The following is a 15,226-nucleotide window of genomic DNA, read 5'->3' as shown; positions in this document are numbered from 1 at the left end:
TCGGGAGGAACCGCACCCAGGCCGGCCGGTTTCCCGGCCCGGGACGCCTCTCGGTCAGCGGTGGCGGCTCACTCCGTCAGTCCATCCCGATCCGACGCTGAATCTCCCGGAAGTGCGGGTAGACGTCGAACACCTGGATGAAGTTGCCCGACGGGTCCATCGAGCCGAAGGTCCTGCCCTTGCCCATGTCGAAGACGTCGGTGCGCAGGGGAATGTCGCCTCGCGCCTTCCACTCCTGGTAGACCGCGTCCGCGTCCTCGACCTCGAAGCCGAGCATGACGCCGCCACTCTCGTTGGGGATGTGCGCGACGGTGGGACGTCCGGCCTTCTCGGCGGCGTTGAACAACGCGATGCTCGCGCTTCGCTTCTTCGAGCGCAGCCAGGAGAAGCTGCTCCCTCGGGAGAACTCGGGCACCTCCTCGAAACCCAGCAGGTCGATGTAGAAGGCCTTGGTGCGGTCGAGGTCGTCCACCAGGAGCGTGACAAGATCAAGATGAGACATCAGGTCCTCCTTGTAGCTCTACCGTGCTGACTCCGTCACGCATGCCGCGATGGACGGAGATCCATTGACGCTTCATCGGCAGGACGGTTCACACCGGTCGCGAACGAGGCGGAGCCCGTCGTCGTTCGCGTTCCCATGCTCGGCGTCGGACTTACCCGCGGCTTACCTGCCGAGGAAGAAGACAAGCGCCGGAGTGCCAGCTCTACCGAGACCGCAGCAGACCCTTCCCGGCCATGAAGGCGCGCAACGTCTCGTCGTCCCCGGCCGCACCTCGTACGGCGCCCGCCGCCCGCCGGCACAACCAGGCCGCGCGCATCCCGGGACCGGCGGTCCCACCACCGCCGGTCGACGCGCATCCCCGGCGGCAGGCCCGATCGGTACGTACAGTGCGAGGACAGCCGTCGCGAAGAGGAGAGCCATGTCGAAGCCGCCGCTGCCCGAGCCCGCCGTCGCCATGCTGCGCAAGCCGAACCCCGCGGTCATCGCCACGCTGCGGCCCGACGGTCAACCGGTCTCCGCGGCCACCTGGTACCTGTGGGACGACGGCCGGGTCCTGGTGAACATGGACGAGGGCCGCCGCCGGCTGAGCCACCTGCGCAACGATCCCCGGGTCACCCTGACCGTGCTGGACGAGCAGGGCTGGTACACCCACCTGAGCATCCTCGGGCACGTGGCCGAGTTGCGCGACGACGAGGACCTGTCGGATATCGACCGGCTCGCCCGGCACTACACCGGAAACCCCTACCCGCGTCGCGAGCGGGCGCGGGTCACCGCCATGATCGAGGTCGACCGCTGGCACGGGTGGGGTGAGCTGAAGGACAACAGCCAGGTGGGCTGACCCGACGGTGTCCGACCCGTACGCGAGACTGGCGGGCATGGCTGACCTGGACGACGTGAAGAACGCACTGCACTTCTACCTGCGGGAGACCCGCGAGGACCTGATCTGGAAGCTCGACGGGCTGAGCGAACGCGACGTCCGGCTCCCCCGCACCGCGACCGGCAACAACCTGCTGGGCATCGTGAAGCACTGCCTCAACGTCGAGGCCGGCTACTTCGGGCCGACCTTCGGCCGGGAGTTCCCCACCTCGGGCGAGCTGGTCCCGATGGCGGAGTTCGACAAGGACCCGCAGGCCGACTGGTACGCGCGGGAGGACGAGACCAAGGACGGCCTGATCGACCTGTACCGCCGAGTCGCGGCGTTCGCCGACCAGACGATCGACCAGCTCCCGCTCGACGCGCCGGGGCAGGTGCCGTGGTGGCGACCCGGTCGGCAGGCCGTGACGCTGCACCGGATCATCGTCCACGTGACCGTGGACCTCGCCCGGCACGCCGGTCACGCCGACATCCTGCGCGAGCAGCTCGACACGACGATCGGCCTGCGGCGGACCAACACCAACGTCCCCGACGAGTACGACTGGCCCGCGTACGTCGGCAGGTTGACCACGCTGGCGGACCGGTTCGCCTAGGAAATCGGCTGGCGTGCCCGGCGGGGCTGGTTCACTCTGGCGGGGTGATCCTCATCCAGCGGGTTCGGGTCCGGTGGCCGGCCGCGGCGGGCGGCGCGCCGGCCGCGAACGCCCGACGCGGCCTCAACCAGCCGGTGGCACTGCCCCGGGAGCTGCCGGAGGCCGAGGTGGTGATCCACGACGTCCTGGTCGACGAGGCCGATGGCTACGCGCCCCGGCACGAGGTGCTGGCCGGCAGCCCGGGTCGCGCGCACGCCGTCGGTCTGTGGCTCAGCCGCCGGGAGGTGACGGTCGGCGTCGACCGGCTGCCCACCTGGGCGGCCTACCCGCACCCCCGCGCGTCGACCCACCTGTTCGCGCTCGCCCCGGGGCAGGTGGGCCGCTACCGGGCCAACTTCCGGTTCACCGGCTGCTCGTGCAGCCCGAGCTGGTACTTCGAGGACTGGGTCGTGCACGTCAGCCACGGCTGGGCGGACCGCGACCACTTCGAGCGGGGCCAGCCGGAGCGCGACCTCGACCACCGCGTGCACCTCTACGGCGGGACGGGCCGCCCGGCACGCCGGCCGTGCCCGCCCGCGCTCACCGGCGCGGGAGCAGCCCTCGTCCGGCCATGAAGGCGCGCAACGTCTCGTCGTCCCCGGCGGACATCAGTCGGCGCGGGATCACGGTCGCCGGCATCCGGCCGACGTAGACGATCCAGAACTCCGGCGTCTCGTCGACCCGGGCCACGCCGTCCCAGGCGATGCCGCCGGACTCGGAGCCGCTGCGCATCATGATGTTGTCGTCGGTGATGTCGTAGCCGCCCTCGACGGCGTAGCCGGCGGAGCGGCGTCGGGCCCGCCACCGCACCCACGGCGCGTAGAGCATCGACAGCACGCCGCCGACGAGCAGCGCCAGCCAGAGCGTCGAGAAACGGTCGCCCCACCCGGACGTCCGGGCGACGACGAGACCGAGCGCCCCGACCGCCGCCAGCACGGCGCCGATCCAGCCGAACCGGCGCAGCCGCACGCCGCTGAGCACGGCGGCCACGCGGCCCGGGTAGGCGGGGTCGGCCGGGACGTCGAAGCGAATGTGCACGCCCGAACGATAACCGCCCGGCGGGCCGAACCGACCGCCAGCCGAAACCTGTTATCGCTCACACCTGCCCTGCTCGCCGTCGGGGCGGTTGAGTATGTTATCGATAACCTGCTATCTTTTGGCGCGGGAGCGCCAGGGCACGCTCCCGGTCACCCGCCACTCGGCACGGCGCTTCGAGGCACCTGCTCTCGCCGCCCCACCGGCCGGCCGGTGACCAGTCCGGGCCGATCCGCCGTTGCCAACCGCCACAGGTGGCCGCCGGACGCGTCAGGCCCCGGCCGCACGCCCACGCCTCCACGCCACCTCGCGGGCGATCCCGGCAGCGACGGACACCCCTGCGCGCACCGCCGGCACCACACCACCCCACGGCACGGAGGCAAGCAATGGTGAAACGTACACAGCTCCTCTCATCCCTGGCCGCGGCGGCCGTCCTCCTCGCGGCGACCGCCGGCGCGCTGAGCGGCGGCCTCGGCAAAGCGGCGGAGGCCGCGACGAACGGCACGCTCGCGGCGACCGCCGGCTGCGGCAAGGCCCCCACGCTGACCAACGGCACCCGTACCATCACCAGCGGCGGACAGAACCGCAGCTACATCCTGCGGATCCCGGACGGGTACGACCGGAACCGCCCCTACCGGCTGATCTTCGGTTTCCACTGGCTGAACGGCTCGGCGAACAACGTCGCCTCCGCCGGCTACTACGGGCTCCTGCCGCTGTCGAACAACAGCACGATCTTCGTGGCGCCACAGGGCATCGACAACGGCTGGGCCAACACCAACGGCCGGGACCTGACGCTCTTCGACGACATCTCCCGCCTGGTCGAGAACGACCTCTGCGTCGACACGACCCAGCGCTTCGCCCTCGGCTGGAGCTACGGCGGGGCGATGAGCTACGCGGTCGCCTGCGCCCGACCGACGGTCGTCCGCGCGGTCACCGTACTGTCCGGCGCCAACCTCAGCGGCTGCAACGGCGGCACCCAGCCGGTCGCCTACTTCGGCATCCACGGCATCTACGACAGCGTGCTGAACATCTCGATGGGCCGGTCCCTGCGCGACACGTTCGTCCGCAACAACGGCTGCACCGCGCAGAGCCCGCGCGAGCCGAGCCGCGGCAGCCTCACCCACGTCACCACCACCTACGCCGGCTGCCGGGCCGGATACCCCGTGCAGTGGGCCGCCTTCGACGGCGACCACACGCCCAGCCCGGTCGACGGCTCACCCAGCCCGAACGACTCCCGGACCTGGACGTCGGCGGAGATCTGGCGGTTCTTCTCCCAGTTCGAGTCCACCACCCCGCCCACCACCACGCCGCCGACGACCACGCCGCCGACCACCACTCCCCCGACCACCACGCCGCCCACGACGCCCCCGCCGACCGGCGGCCCCTGCGCGGCCACGTACCGCAGCGTCAACACCTGGCCGGGCGGCTTCCAGGGCGAGGTCACCGTAGCCAACACCGGCACCGCCACCCTCAACGGCTGGACGGTCCGGCTGACCCTGGCCGGCGGCCAGGCCATCAGCAGCCTCTGGAGCGGCGTCAACACCGGCACCACCGGCACCGTCGCCGTCCGGAACGCGCCCTACAACGGCACGCTCGGCCCGAACGCCTCGACCACGTTCGGGTTCACCGCCACCGGTGACGGCGCCACCGCGCCGAGCGGCCTGACCTGCACCAGCCCCTGAACGTGACCCGTCCCCGGTGCCCTGCGGGCACCGGGGACGGGTCACCTACCGCTTCGCAGGCCAGAAGACGCGGACCGAGCCGCCGTGTCGGCATTGAGCAGGCAGCAGCACGTCGGCCGGCGTAACCGCTGTAGGTTGCGCAGATGGATCTTGAAAGCCTGCGGCGGAGGGCCGTTGCCATCGCCGACTCCTACGATCGTCACAACATCGCAGCCGGCCGCGCGGTGTGGAACACCGGCGACCTCGCGTTGGGGTTCGTCGGTGACGTCGGTGACCTCGCGAAACTTGTCATGGCTGTCGACGGACGCCGGGAGATCGCCAACGCTCGTGAACGGCTCGGGCACGAACTGGCCGACTGCCTGTGGTCGATCCTCGTCCTCGCGGACCGGTACGGCGTCGATCTGGCCGCCGAGTTCGCTCGAATGACCGCCGGAATCGAGGAGCATCTCGGGAACCGTCGACCGGACGAATCCGACTAAGGCGTGTTTCATAAGCTGGTCAGAGCCACTCGGTGATGATCGTGATGGTCAGGTCGGCTTGGAAGCAGGCCAGATGAGTATTGGTGGTCAGCCCGCCGCGCGATCGGCCCAGCGCATGATCGGCAGGCTCGTCGTGCACACCGCATCGCCAGCCGCCTGCAACGCCGACAGGATCCTGTCCCAGGTTCCGTCGCGCTGCCAGCGACGGAACAGGCCGTAGACGGTAGGCCAGGGCGCGTACTCGGCCGGGACGTCACGCCACGGCGCACCGATCCGGATCCGCCACCGGATCGCCGCGATGAGCTGCCGTTTCTCCCACTTCGGCGGACGACCCCGTCCTCGGCGCGGCAGGCAACAGCGGAGCCAGAACAGCCCACTGCCCGTCGGTCAGGTCATGCCGCCTCGTCAGCCGACCTGGCGGCCTGCTCGATCTTCGCGCAGTAGGCTGCACGGGCTTCCTCGTCGATCTGGTTCTCGTGTTCGGCGCGCAACCCGGTCCGGCCGTCGAGGCCCTCGCGCAGGATATCGGCGTGCCCGGCATGCCGGATGGATTCGCCGAGGACATGGACCATGACGGCGAACAGGTTCGTGTCGGCATAAGGCTCCGGCCACCACGGCACGTGGCCGGGGGCGTCGAGGGGAAGCGCGTTGATCGTCGCGTCCGAGTGTTCCCACATACGCCGGTAGAACGCGATGATCTGATCGCGGGTCTCGTGCTCGGTCGCCCACAGATCGCTGCCGTTGGAGTCCTGCCATCGAGGCAGCGATTCCGGGGAAGGGCGGTCGAAGACCTCGCCGAAGTACCTGGCCTCGACGGTGGCCACGTGTTTGACCAGGCCGAGGAGGTTGGTCCCGGTCGCTGTCAAAGGTCGGCGGGCGTCGTATTCGGACAAGCCGTCGAGTTTCCAGAGCAGCGCCTTGCGGTCCCGCCGCAGTCTCCCGTGCAGGTTGGCTTTCGCGAAATCATCGATCATGCGGCATGAGCCTGCCATGGGCGGACTCAATCGGTGGTTGCAACACCTAGTAGCTGGGTCATCTTCTCACCGGGGGTGGCCCAGCCCAGGGTCATGCGGGGGCGGTCGTTGAGTTCGTCGGCGATGGCGTTGAGGCCGGTTTGGTCGATGGTGGTGAAGTCGAACTGGCCTTTGGGGAAGTACTGGCGTAGTAAGCCGTTGGTGTTCTCGTTGCTGCCGCGTTGCCAGGGGCTGTGTGGGTCGCAGAAGTAGACCGGGCAGTCGGTGGCGATGGTGAAGTCGCGGTGCCGGGCCATCTCTGTGCCCTGGTCCCAGGTCAACGAGGCCCGCAACCGCTGCGGTAGCCAGGTCATCGCCGCAGCCAGCTGAGACACGACGTGTTCGGACACCTTGCCCTCGGGCAGCCCGACCAGGATCACGAACCGGGTAGCACGTTCCACCAGGGTCGCGATCGCGGAACCACCGCGTCCACCCCGACGTACTCCCTCGAGCAGGTCGCCCTCCCAATGCCCGGGCACCGCCCGATCGGCGACCTCAGCGGGTCGGGCGCTGATGTTCAACCCGAGCCACGGCCGCACGGAGCGAACCGCCGCCGCGGCCACCGGCCGGCGCCGACGCGCCGCCCGCCCAGACCGCAGGGCCACCTGACGGGACAACTCGGCACGCAGATTCCCCCGCGCCTGCAGGTAGATCGCCTGATAGATCGTCTCGTGCGACACATGCATCTCCGGCCGCAGCGGGTACTCCAGCCGCAGCCGAGCGGCGATCTGCTGCGGCGAACGACGTCGACGCAGCATATCCAGCACCGTCTGACGCAACAGCCCGTCAACAGCTAGCCGCGGCACACGCTTGGCGCGGTTATGCCGCAGAAACGACGCCCACTGCGCCATCGACGGCTGATACCGCTGCCCGTAACGCTCGAACCGGCCCACCTCCCGCGAGACAGTCGACACCGCCCGCCCCAACCGACGCGCGATCGACCGCAACGACTCACCAGCCGCCCGACCCAACCCAATCTGCTCCCGCTCCAGCGGGCTCAACCTCGACGCCACAACCACCCCAACGAAGATCATCCGAAGGGTGTTGCAACCACCGGTTGAACCCGCCATGGGCTACTCGTGGTCTCAAGATCCCGTACGTGGTCCGCAACGACCGGCAGAGCCGAGCCTGGCCATGGCCACCGCCCTGATCTGCTACAAGAAGTTCGCGAGACTTGCCACGTGAGACAACCTCTTACGTAACACGCCTTAGAGTTCGATCCGGACCGAGGCACGGCCGTCACGCCCGGCGGCCCTCTTTCGATCATCGTCCGGCATGCACCTGCGTCGGGTCGACGGTCTGCCGTCCGCGCACGCGAAGCGCCCGCCTTCGACGCCGCCTCCGCTGGACCGACTCGGCACGGTCGTTCGCGTACTGCCGGAGCAGTTCGTGAAAGGTGAACCGGTCGGGCACGTGTTCGTTGATCAGATGGGCCGCAGCCAGTTCGTCCAGCAAGGGTGCAACCTCCGCCGGGGTGGCGGCGCTGAGCGAGGCGGCCACGGCAGCGGCGAAGTCGGTGCCCGGCGCTCGTCCGAGCAAGCGGAACAGGCGTCGGGCTTCAACGGACACCGACCGGTAGGACAGATCGAACGCCCCGCTGACCGCCGCTTCCCGGTCTCCGTGCGGCGAGAGGACGGCGAGCCGGTTGCCATCGCGAAGCTGGGCCACCTGGTCGGCGATGCCAAGGTTCGGGCGGCAGATCAGTTTGGCGGCGGCGACCCGCATCGCCAGGGGCAGATAGGCGCAGGCCTCGGCGAGTTGGGCGGCGGCATCTGCCTCGGCGCGGACACGATCCCGGCCCAGCAGTCGTTCGAGCAGCACCTGAGCCTCCCCGCTGGTCAGCACATCCAGGGCGAGGTGATGGGCACCGTCGCGGGCGACCAGTCCACCGAGCCGGTCACGGCTGGTGACCAGCACCAGGCAGCCGGCGCTCCCGGGCAGTAGCGGACGGACCTGGTCGGCCGACCGGGCATTGTCCAGCAGCACCAGCACCCGCCGGCCGGCGAGGACGGAGCGGTAGAGCGCCGTAGCCTCCGCCAAATCGACCGGCACCTTCGTGCTCGGCACACCGAGCGACCGCAGCAGTTCACCGAGGGCGTCGATCGGGCGCGTCGGCCGGCTGGAGGCGTACCCCTGCAGATTCAGGTGCAACTGCCCGTCCGGAAAGCGCCCGGCCGCCCGATGCGCCCACTGCACAGCGAGCGCCGTCTTGCCGACACCGGCGGTGCCGACGACCGCGACCACCGTGCAGGCCGCCGCATCCCGGGCCGCGAGCGCCACGGCGTTCAACTGGCCAAGGCTGTCCGACCGGCCGGTGAACGCCGCGACCGCAGGCGGGATCTGGGCCGGTCTGGTGCCGGCAGCGGTCGGGTGATCGCTCCCGGCCGCGCTCGTCGTGACCGGACCTGCCCGCAGGATGCTCAGGTGGACGGCCTGGAGTTCACCGCCCGGCTCGGTGCCGAGTTCGCCGAGCAGCCGCCGGCGAACCTGGGCGTAGAGGTCCAGCGCCTTCCCGCCGCGTCCGGTGCTGTGCAGCGCTCGCATCAGCGCGGCGAGCAGGGGTTCGTCGAAGGGGTGCTGTGCGACCAGTTCGACCAGCGGGCCGACGACCGGGGCTCCGACGCCGAGCCGCAGCTCAGCGTTCGCCCATGCCACTGTTGCCTCCAGATGCTGCTGACACCACGCTGACCGCGTCCGCGCCGCCCACTCACCGCGAAGCTCGATCAGCGGCGTTCCGTGCCACAGATCCAGCGCCTCACGCAACAGCGTCGCCCGCACCGCAGGGCCCGAGGTGTCCCGCATCCCGGCGGCGACCAGCCGCCGGAACCGGTGCACATCCACCAGGTCGGGGTCCACCTCGAGCGCATACCCCCCTGGACGCCGGACCACCAGCGCAGATCCCGCGCCGGCGACCGCCACCCGTTCCAGCACCCTCCGGAGCCGACTCACATACGTGTAGACGGCATTGCGGGCATCGAGCAGCGCCCCATCGGCCCAGACCCGCTCCGTCAGATTCGCCACCGTGACCGTACGTCCCGCGTCGGCCAGGAGAACCGCCAACACGAGTCGCTGCTTCGTCGACCCCAGGTCGACCGCGGCGTCGGCCAGGTGAAGGCCCGACGGACCGAGTAACCGGAACATGCCCACCCCCGTGACGCATCGTCCATCACCGATACTTTCACACCCGTCGGACGCTGTCCGGCCCCTTCGACGGCGAACGGCGTCGGCTAGCCGACCGTTCAGGCACGCGCGCACTCCTGCAAGGCTCCTGCAAGGCGACGTCAAGGCATCCCGTCCACCATGGATCCAGACCGGTCCGACGACATGGGCCGGACGGACACCCCTCGGCATTCGCCGCAGCCGAGCAGACCGAAGCGGCGATCACACCCTCTACGGAACGGGGACGAACGATGCTCAGAGCACAGGGTTCCGCACGGCCACGACGAGTCCTCGGCATGGCGGCGGCCACCGCCGTGCTGGTGTCACTCGCCATGGCTGGCACCGCGCACGCCGACGCCACCACGGGAGCGGCCGCGACCGTCACACCGGCCACGACGATCGACCCGGAACAGCAGTACGCGGACTATCTGGCGACCCGGCGGTCCGACGGCAGCTGGCCCGGTGCGCCCGACCCGGGCATCAAGGCGAAGAGCCCGACGACCTCCTTGAACACCTACCCAAAGCTCACCGAACGGCAACTCGCCGAGATGCGCGGCCGGACGGGCCAGGTCGTGACGACCGATCCCGCGGTCGATGCCACCGTCGAGACCGTGCGGGTCACCAAGGACGCCACGATCGTGCAGACCTACCTGCCGGCGCCCGGGGTCACGCCGGACCAGCTGGCAGCCGGCCTGCGTGCGCAGGGGCACGGCGACGTGCGGGTGGCCCGAGCGTCCGCCTTCTCGACGGCGGCTCCGAGTTCCTGCTCCTACGGTAGTGCCCGGACGGTCACCTGCCCGGTGTCGTTCTGGCGGAACAACGGACACGAGGACCCGATCGTCCGGTTCAACGACCACTCCGGATCCAGCTGGCCGGTGAGCAAAGCGGTGCCCAAGTGGAACCAGGTGGCGAACATCGACAGCTGGTACTACTGGAACAGCTGCCCGTCCCTGGCCGGTGCCCGGTGCGTCGACGTGTTCTCCGGCAACTACGGCGCCACCGGCTGGGTCGGACTGGCGACGCGGGCCTACCCGTCCGGCGCGACCAGCGGCGCCTTCGCCGAGTCCGGTCACCGCATCCAGCTCAACGACAATTACTCGCCCACGACCTTCACCCGCAACAACGTGGCCACCCACGAGGTCGGACACACCCTCGGCCTGGGTCACAACGTGTTCAGCAACGACGTGCTCTACTACGTCGCGAACACCCGGGAGGACATCGGCGGCGAGAATCCCGTACTTCTCGCCGGTCTCTACTCCATCACCCGCTGACCGATCCGTGCGGGCCGGCGCCACGCCGGCCCGCACGTCGATCCCGGGGCGGGGTGTAACGCTTCCGGTGGATCCGGACATCTCACAGTAGGCGCATCCAGCGAGGCTGAAGTGAGGCGAGGCATGCGGGCATCGGATGGCACGGCCAGCCGCGGCAGTCCTCGCCCCGACCGCGCCGGGTTCGAACGCCTCTACGCCGCGCACTACGAGCTGATCATGAGTTACGCGCTTCGCCGTGCGCCGTCCCCCGACGACGCCGCGGACGTGGTGGCCGAGACCTTCCTCGTCGCCTGGCGTCGCCAGGACCAAGCACCCGACGGGTCCGCCGTGCGGCTCTGGCTCTACGGCATCGCGCGTAACGTCCTCGCCAACCAGGCGCGCGGCGCTCGGCGACGCGAGCGGCTGGGCGCTCGGCTCCGCGCCGGCGTGGCCGAGAACGGACACGATGCCCGTCCGGCCTCCGCGATCGCCGGGACCCGGATCGCCATCGCCCGCGCCTTCGGCCGGTTGAAGGCCGACGACCGTGACTTGCTGACGTTGGTGGCGGCGGAGGGTCTGAGCACGGGCGAGATCGCCCGGGTCCTGGACTGCACCACCACCACCGCTCGGGTACGCCTGCACCGGGCCCGGGCCCGGTTCGCCCGCGAGCTGGCTTCCGAGGGCTTGCCGATGTAACGCCACGGCCAGCCCGGACATGAACAGCTGTCGAGGCCAACCGCCCTCGGCGGACAGGAGGGCTTCCGATGACGCGCAGACGCGAGCGCCTGGACGAGTACGTCCGACAGGCGACCCGTCTCGACGGCGACCGATCCACGTTGCTCGCCGACGCCGACGCCAAGCAGGCCATGTTCGACAAGATCAGCCGGATGAGCCTCGACGGCCAGCCACCGGCCCCCCGCTCCCGGGGTCGGCGCCTCGTCGGCCCGGTGGCCGTCGCGGCGAGCGTTGTCGTCGTGTCCGTGGGGGTGCTCGCGTGGAGTGGCCTGACCGGCCCCGACGGCCGAGCGCCGCTGGCGACGACCGCCCCGTCCCGATCGGCGCAGCAGACGCCGGCTCCAGCCCGGCAGGGTGACGCGTTCGCGCCTGGTGTCACGACCTCATGCCTTGAGGCGTACAGCCGGACGACCCTGGCAGGCCGCACATTCGCCTTCGACGGCACGGTGCTCAGCGTTGCCGACCGGCCGGCCGACGACGACGGATCCGACCCGTACGTGTCGGTGACCTTCACCGTCACCCGCTGGTATCGGGGTGGGCAGGGAGAACAGGCCACCATCGCGATGTTCCCGCCCGGCACGCACGCCTCCGAATCCGGCGCCGGCTACACGATCGGCTCGCGGCTCCTCGTCTCCGGCGCGGACCGCTGGGGCAGTGCCCGGCTGCGCGATCCGATCGCGTGGGCCTGCGGCTTCACGCGCTGGTACAACCGGACTGACGCACAACTCTGGGAACAGGTCTTCCGCTGACTGACGGGTAGCCGGCGGAGAGTCAGGGGTGACCCGCCCGCCGGGCCACCCCTGCCATTCCAGCGTGACTCGACCCGTTCACCGCTGAAGGTTTCTCTCCGGGGTCAGCAGCCGATCCGGCTGGACCCGACCGCGACGTCGTCGTACCAGAGGGTGTCGGCCCCGCCGCCGTAGCTCTCCCAGCCCAGCTTCAGGTCGGTGAGCTGCGGTCGCCAGGTGCGGTTGTACCACTGGCCGTCGATGTCGTGCGTCGGTACGCCGTCGGCGGTCAGCCCGGTGACGGCGGACCCGTCCAGCCAGGTACGGAGCTGCCCGGCCGCGCCGTCCACCATGAACTCCACGCAGGCCCACCGGTTGGTGGGCAGCGGGACGCTCTGCGCCACCCCGGCCGGGCTCTGCTCGGGCAGGGTCGCGTCGTCGGACGCGCGGTTCCACTGCAGGGCCCCGTTCTGGCCGCCCATCCGCAGGTCCTTGTTGCCGTCGGCGGCGTCGGTCATCGCGATCATCGTGGTGTGGTCGGTGGGTTGGGCGGTGGTGTGCCGGACCCAGAGCCGGCCGTAGCGCACGCTGCCCAGGCCGGCGAGGTTCCGCGTCGACCGGATGAAGACGTGGTTGCAGTACCCGGCGGCGCCGGTGATCCGGATCGCCCGGCCGCCGCTGTGCGTGGTGCTCGTGTCGACGGTGGCCGTGCCGGCGCCGGAGCAGTCCGGGTTGACCACGGTCCAGTCGCCGGACGGCGTCGAGCCGGTCTGGGCCTCGAAGCCGTCGCAGAGCACCGCCCCGGCGCACCCGGCCGGCGGCGGGGGCGGCTCGGTCGTGGGCGGGAGCGTCGTGGGCGGGAGCGTCGTGGGCGGGAGCGTCGTGGGCGGCGCGCTGGTGGGCGGGGCCGTGGTGGGCGGGGCGGTGGTCGGCACCGTCGTGGTGGGCACTCCGGTTGGCGTGGGCCCGACGCCGTTGCAGGCCACGCCGTTCAGGCTGAATCCGGTCGGCGTGCCGCCGCCGGTGCCGTACGTGCCCTGCACGCCGAACTCGGTGGAGCCGCCGGCCGGGATGCTGCCGTTGTACGACAGGTTGCGGGCGGTGACCGTGGCGCCGGACTGGCTGACCGTGGCGTTCCAGCCGTTGGTGACCCGGTCGTCCCCGGCGTACGTCCAGGTGACGGTCCAACCGGAGACGGCGGTGTCGCCCGGGGAGACCTTGACGGTGGCGGTGAATCCGCCGGGCCACCGGTTGGGGGTGTAGTCGACCCGGCAGCCCTGCGCGGCCGAGGCAGGGCCGGTGAGCACCGCCGTTCCGGTCGCGGCCACGGCGGCGGCCAGTGCGGCGACGACCGCCAGGGTCGGGGTGGGGCGGGCGCGGAGAATCGTCATGGGAAGTCCTTCTGCGTCGAGCGGGCGGAGGCGGCGCGGCGGCGCGCGTCCGGCGGGACGCGGCGCGACGACGTGCCCTGGGTGCGGCGCGGCGGTGCGCCACGGCGACTGGTCGGTGCGTACGACCGACGTGCCCGGCTCGGGTGGACCTGTCAGCCGCCGACGGCCCGGTCACCCGGGCCTCGGCGGCGCCCACCCACAATCTATTGACCGATGCCTATCTAATCAAGCGGTCGGCTACTTCGGTGGACCGCCGTCGTACCTGGGTCGGCTCGGCGCCGAGGAGACCGCGGCCGGCTGGCGGATCGGCGGGGTGCTGCCGGCCCGGCTCGAACCGGAGGCGCAGCGGCGGCTGCCGGACCTGTCCCGCGGGGATGGACTGTGGTCGTCGACGTCCGGCGGCGATCGTCCGGTGTCCGGCGATCCGCCGTGCCGGCCCCGCACCGACGGCAACCCGTTCGACCGGGTGGAGTATCTGCGCTTCCTCGCCCGGCGGTCCTGAGTACGCCGACTCATGCCCGTCGGATCCGGACCGTCCAGGCTGGACCGCATGTCCTCGGAAGCGGTCGGCACGGGCCGACGTGGTGGTCCGGTCGTGGCGTTCCTGGTCCTGCTCTGGGTGTGCGGTCTGATCGCGGCGGCCGTGTGGTGGGTGGGCATCGGCCTGGAGCAGTGGAGCGTCAGCTACGGCGACCGGCCCGGCGAGTTCCAGGACCTTCAGCGCCGGGCGAGCCTGGCCCTGCTGGTCGGCGCACTGGTGGCGGCCGCCGGGCCGGCCCTCATCGCGCTCGTCGCGTATCACCTGCGGCTGGTCCGCACCGCGGTCGCCTTCCTGGTGCTGACCGTCGTGATCGCCGTGCCCGCCGTACCGTTCGCCGTGCTCGCCGGCCGGGACCTCGATCCGGCCCCGGCGACGACGCCCGGCCCGCCGGGGCACTGCGTGGAACACAGCGGCGGCGACACCCGTTGCCCGGGTGGCTGACCGGACGTTTCCGTCGGACCGGCGTGCCATGATGCCGCTCACCCCATGGCGAGGAGCACGGCGCGATGGCCACGGTGAGAGCGTCACGGTCGTCACGTACCCGGCCGATTGTCCCGCGTACGGGCTGGTCGTCGCCGGCGCCACATCAGCCCCGCCGAGACACCCGCCGCCACGCCGAGGACGACGTAGCTCAGCACCGGAGCGGGACCTCGGACGGCATCGGGACGATCGTCGGACACCGCCCTGCGCGCCGTCGGTTCGGTCGGCGCCGATCTCGCGTACTCCTCGTCGACGACGAGAAGAAAGCGCCGTCCTCGTCTCGTCCCCGCCGTGCCCGCCGCCCAGGACGCCCGCGCCATCGGCCAGAAGCGCCGAGCGACGTCGCCTCGGAACATGCCGGCCAGCATGTCCCGGAGCAGCGGTTCGGGGATGGTGCCGATCTCGTAGCCCATCCAGGCGTACTGCACCAGGAGGTTGGTGTAGATGTGCTGCCGCTTGGCGGTGTCGTCGGGCAGGTCCAGCGGACCCCAGCAGGGCAGGTAGACCGGCAGGTCGTCGAGCTGCATCGTGATCAGGTCGGTGTGGAAGCCGCGGATGGCCTGGATCCGGTCTGCCCTGGCCTGGCGGGCCTGGAGCAGCAGCGACGCCGCGACGCCGCCGAGCGCGAGCGCCGACAGGACCGCCGACGTGGCCCCGTAGGTCTGGCCGATGTCACTCAACCGGCTCCAGTCCTCGTCCGTCCCCCTGCTCACCGCTCTCAGCGCG

At 71.0% G+C, this 15,226-nt stretch carries 17 protein-coding genes and 1 pseudogene; 10 read left to right on the top strand and 8 right to left on the bottom strand.

Annotated elements, in window-relative coordinates; all coding sequences use genetic code 11:
• Positions 1-76: 76 nt before the first annotated feature.
• Positions 77-502 carry a VOC family protein gene (locus O7600_RS28395; RefSeq protein WP_281591421.1) on the bottom strand — a complete coding sequence of 142 codons (426 nt, stop codon included), beginning with the start codon at positions 500-502 and terminating at the stop codon, positions 77-79.
• Between the two features lie 418 nt (positions 503-920).
• On the opposite strand from O7600_RS28395, the gene O7600_RS28390 reads away from it, so the two are divergent.
• Genes O7600_RS28390 through O7600_RS28380 form a run of 3 tightly spaced genes read left to right on the top strand, consistent with a single transcriptional unit; the run spans position 921 to position 2,582 of the window.
• On the top strand, positions 921-1,340 hold the full coding sequence (locus O7600_RS28390; RefSeq protein ID WP_281591420.1) for a PPOX class F420-dependent oxidoreductase: 420 nt from the start codon (positions 921-923) through the stop codon (positions 1,338-1,340).
• Positions 1,341-1,377: 37 nt separating this feature from the next.
• Positions 1,378-1,968 (top strand): DinB family protein, encoded by a 591-nt coding sequence (locus O7600_RS28385; protein ID WP_281591419.1) that lies wholly within the window; start codon positions 1,378-1,380, stop codon positions 1,966-1,968.
• A gap of 44 nt (positions 1,969-2,012) precedes the next feature.
• Positions 2,013-2,582 carry a hypothetical protein gene (locus O7600_RS28380; protein WP_281591418.1) on the top strand — a complete coding sequence of 190 codons (570 nt, stop codon included), beginning with the start codon at positions 2,013-2,015 and terminating at the stop codon, positions 2,580-2,582.
• Here the strand turns inward: O7600_RS28380 and O7600_RS28375 are convergent.
• Entirely contained in the window at positions 2,548-3,045 is a 498-nt protein-coding gene (locus tag O7600_RS28375) for a YcxB family protein (RefSeq protein WP_281591417.1), read from the bottom strand. The genes O7600_RS28380 and O7600_RS28375 overlap by 35 nt on opposite strands.
• A 383-nt stretch (positions 3,046-3,428) precedes the next feature.
• Between O7600_RS28375 and O7600_RS28370 the strand changes: the two genes are divergently transcribed.
• Both O7600_RS28370 and O7600_RS28365 read left to right on the top strand, forming a co-directional pair.
• Complete coding sequence (locus O7600_RS28370; RefSeq protein ID WP_281591416.1) at positions 3,429-4,724, top strand: cellulose binding domain-containing protein; 1,296 nt, start codon at positions 3,429-3,431, stop codon at positions 4,722-4,724.
• A 143-nt stretch (positions 4,725-4,867) separates the two neighbouring features.
• Positions 4,868-5,203, top strand: a complete 336-nt coding sequence (locus O7600_RS28365; protein ID WP_281591415.1) for a nucleotide pyrophosphohydrolase — start codon at positions 4,868-4,870, stop codon at positions 5,201-5,203.
• Positions 5,204-5,261: 58 nt separating this feature from the next.
• Here O7600_RS28365 and O7600_RS28360 read toward each other — a convergent pair.
• The 4 genes and pseudogenes from O7600_RS28360 to O7600_RS28345 all read right to left on the bottom strand — a co-directional run.
• Positions 5,262-5,612, bottom strand: a pseudogene (locus O7600_RS28360) (transposase); the annotation flags it as partial.
• Entirely contained in the window at positions 5,596-6,177 is a 582-nt protein-coding gene (locus O7600_RS28355; RefSeq protein ID WP_281591414.1) for a DinB family protein, read from the bottom strand. The pseudogene O7600_RS28360 and the gene O7600_RS28355, both read right to left, overlap by 17 nt.
• 26 nt (positions 6,178-6,203) lie before the next feature.
• Positions 6,204-7,250, bottom strand: a complete 1,047-nt coding sequence (locus O7600_RS28350; protein ID WP_281588100.1) for an IS30 family transposase — start codon at positions 7,248-7,250, stop codon at positions 6,204-6,206.
• Positions 7,251-7,479: 229 nt separating this feature from the next.
• A complete protein-coding gene (locus O7600_RS28345) occupies positions 7,480-9,357 on the bottom strand; it encodes a BTAD domain-containing putative transcriptional regulator (protein WP_281591413.1) in 1,878 nt (625 codons plus the stop codon).
• Positions 9,358-9,671: 314 nt separating this feature from the next.
• On the opposite strand from O7600_RS28345, the gene O7600_RS28340 reads away from it, so the two are divergent.
• From O7600_RS28340 to O7600_RS28330, 3 genes are all read left to right on the top strand, one after another.
• A complete protein-coding gene (locus tag O7600_RS28340; RefSeq protein WP_281591412.1) occupies positions 9,672-10,646 on the top strand; it encodes a zinc-dependent metalloprotease family protein in 975 nt (324 codons plus the stop codon).
• A gap of 123 nt (positions 10,647-10,769) precedes the next feature.
• Positions 10,770-11,321: an RNA polymerase sigma factor gene (locus O7600_RS28335; RefSeq protein ID WP_281591411.1), complete on the top strand. Its 552-nt coding sequence runs from the start codon at positions 10,770-10,772 to the stop codon at positions 11,319-11,321.
• A gap of 140 nt (positions 11,322-11,461) precedes the next feature.
• Positions 11,462-12,109 carry a hypothetical protein gene (locus tag O7600_RS28330; RefSeq protein ID WP_281591410.1) on the top strand — a complete coding sequence of 216 codons (648 nt, stop codon included), beginning with the start codon at positions 11,462-11,464 and terminating at the stop codon, positions 12,107-12,109.
• A 104-nt stretch (positions 12,110-12,213) separates the two neighbouring features.
• Here O7600_RS28330 and O7600_RS28325 read toward each other — a convergent pair whose 3' ends face one another.
• Positions 12,214-13,479, bottom strand: a complete 1,266-nt coding sequence (locus tag O7600_RS28325; protein ID WP_281591409.1) for a cellulose binding domain-containing protein — start codon at positions 13,477-13,479, stop codon at positions 12,214-12,216.
• 115 nt (positions 13,480-13,594) lie between these two features.
• Here O7600_RS28325 and O7600_RS28320 point away from each other — a divergent pair, with 115 nt between their 5' ends.
• Positions 13,595-13,981 (top strand): hypothetical protein, encoded by a 387-nt coding sequence (locus O7600_RS28320; protein WP_281591408.1) that lies wholly within the window; start codon positions 13,595-13,597, stop codon positions 13,979-13,981.
• 48 nt (positions 13,982-14,029) lie between these two features.
• Positions 14,030-14,461, top strand: a complete 432-nt coding sequence (locus O7600_RS28315; RefSeq protein ID WP_281591407.1) for a hypothetical protein — start codon at positions 14,030-14,032, stop codon at positions 14,459-14,461.
• Positions 14,462-14,553: 92 nt separating this feature from the next.
• On the opposite strand, the gene O7600_RS28310 is transcribed toward O7600_RS28315, so the two are convergent.
• Positions 14,554-15,213, bottom strand: coding sequence for a DUF6082 family protein (locus O7600_RS28310; protein WP_281591406.1), 660 nt, complete (start codon positions 15,211-15,213; stop codon positions 14,554-14,556).
• Between the last annotated feature and the right edge of the window lie 13 nt (positions 15,214-15,226).

It is taken from the genome of Micromonospora sp. WMMA1998 (assembly GCF_027497375.1).
Lineage (GTDB): Bacteria > Actinomycetota > Actinomycetes > Mycobacteriales > Micromonosporaceae > Micromonospora > Micromonospora sediminicola.
Note: the sequence above shows the minus strand (reverse complement) of the source record. Positions and strands in the feature narration are given on the sequence as shown.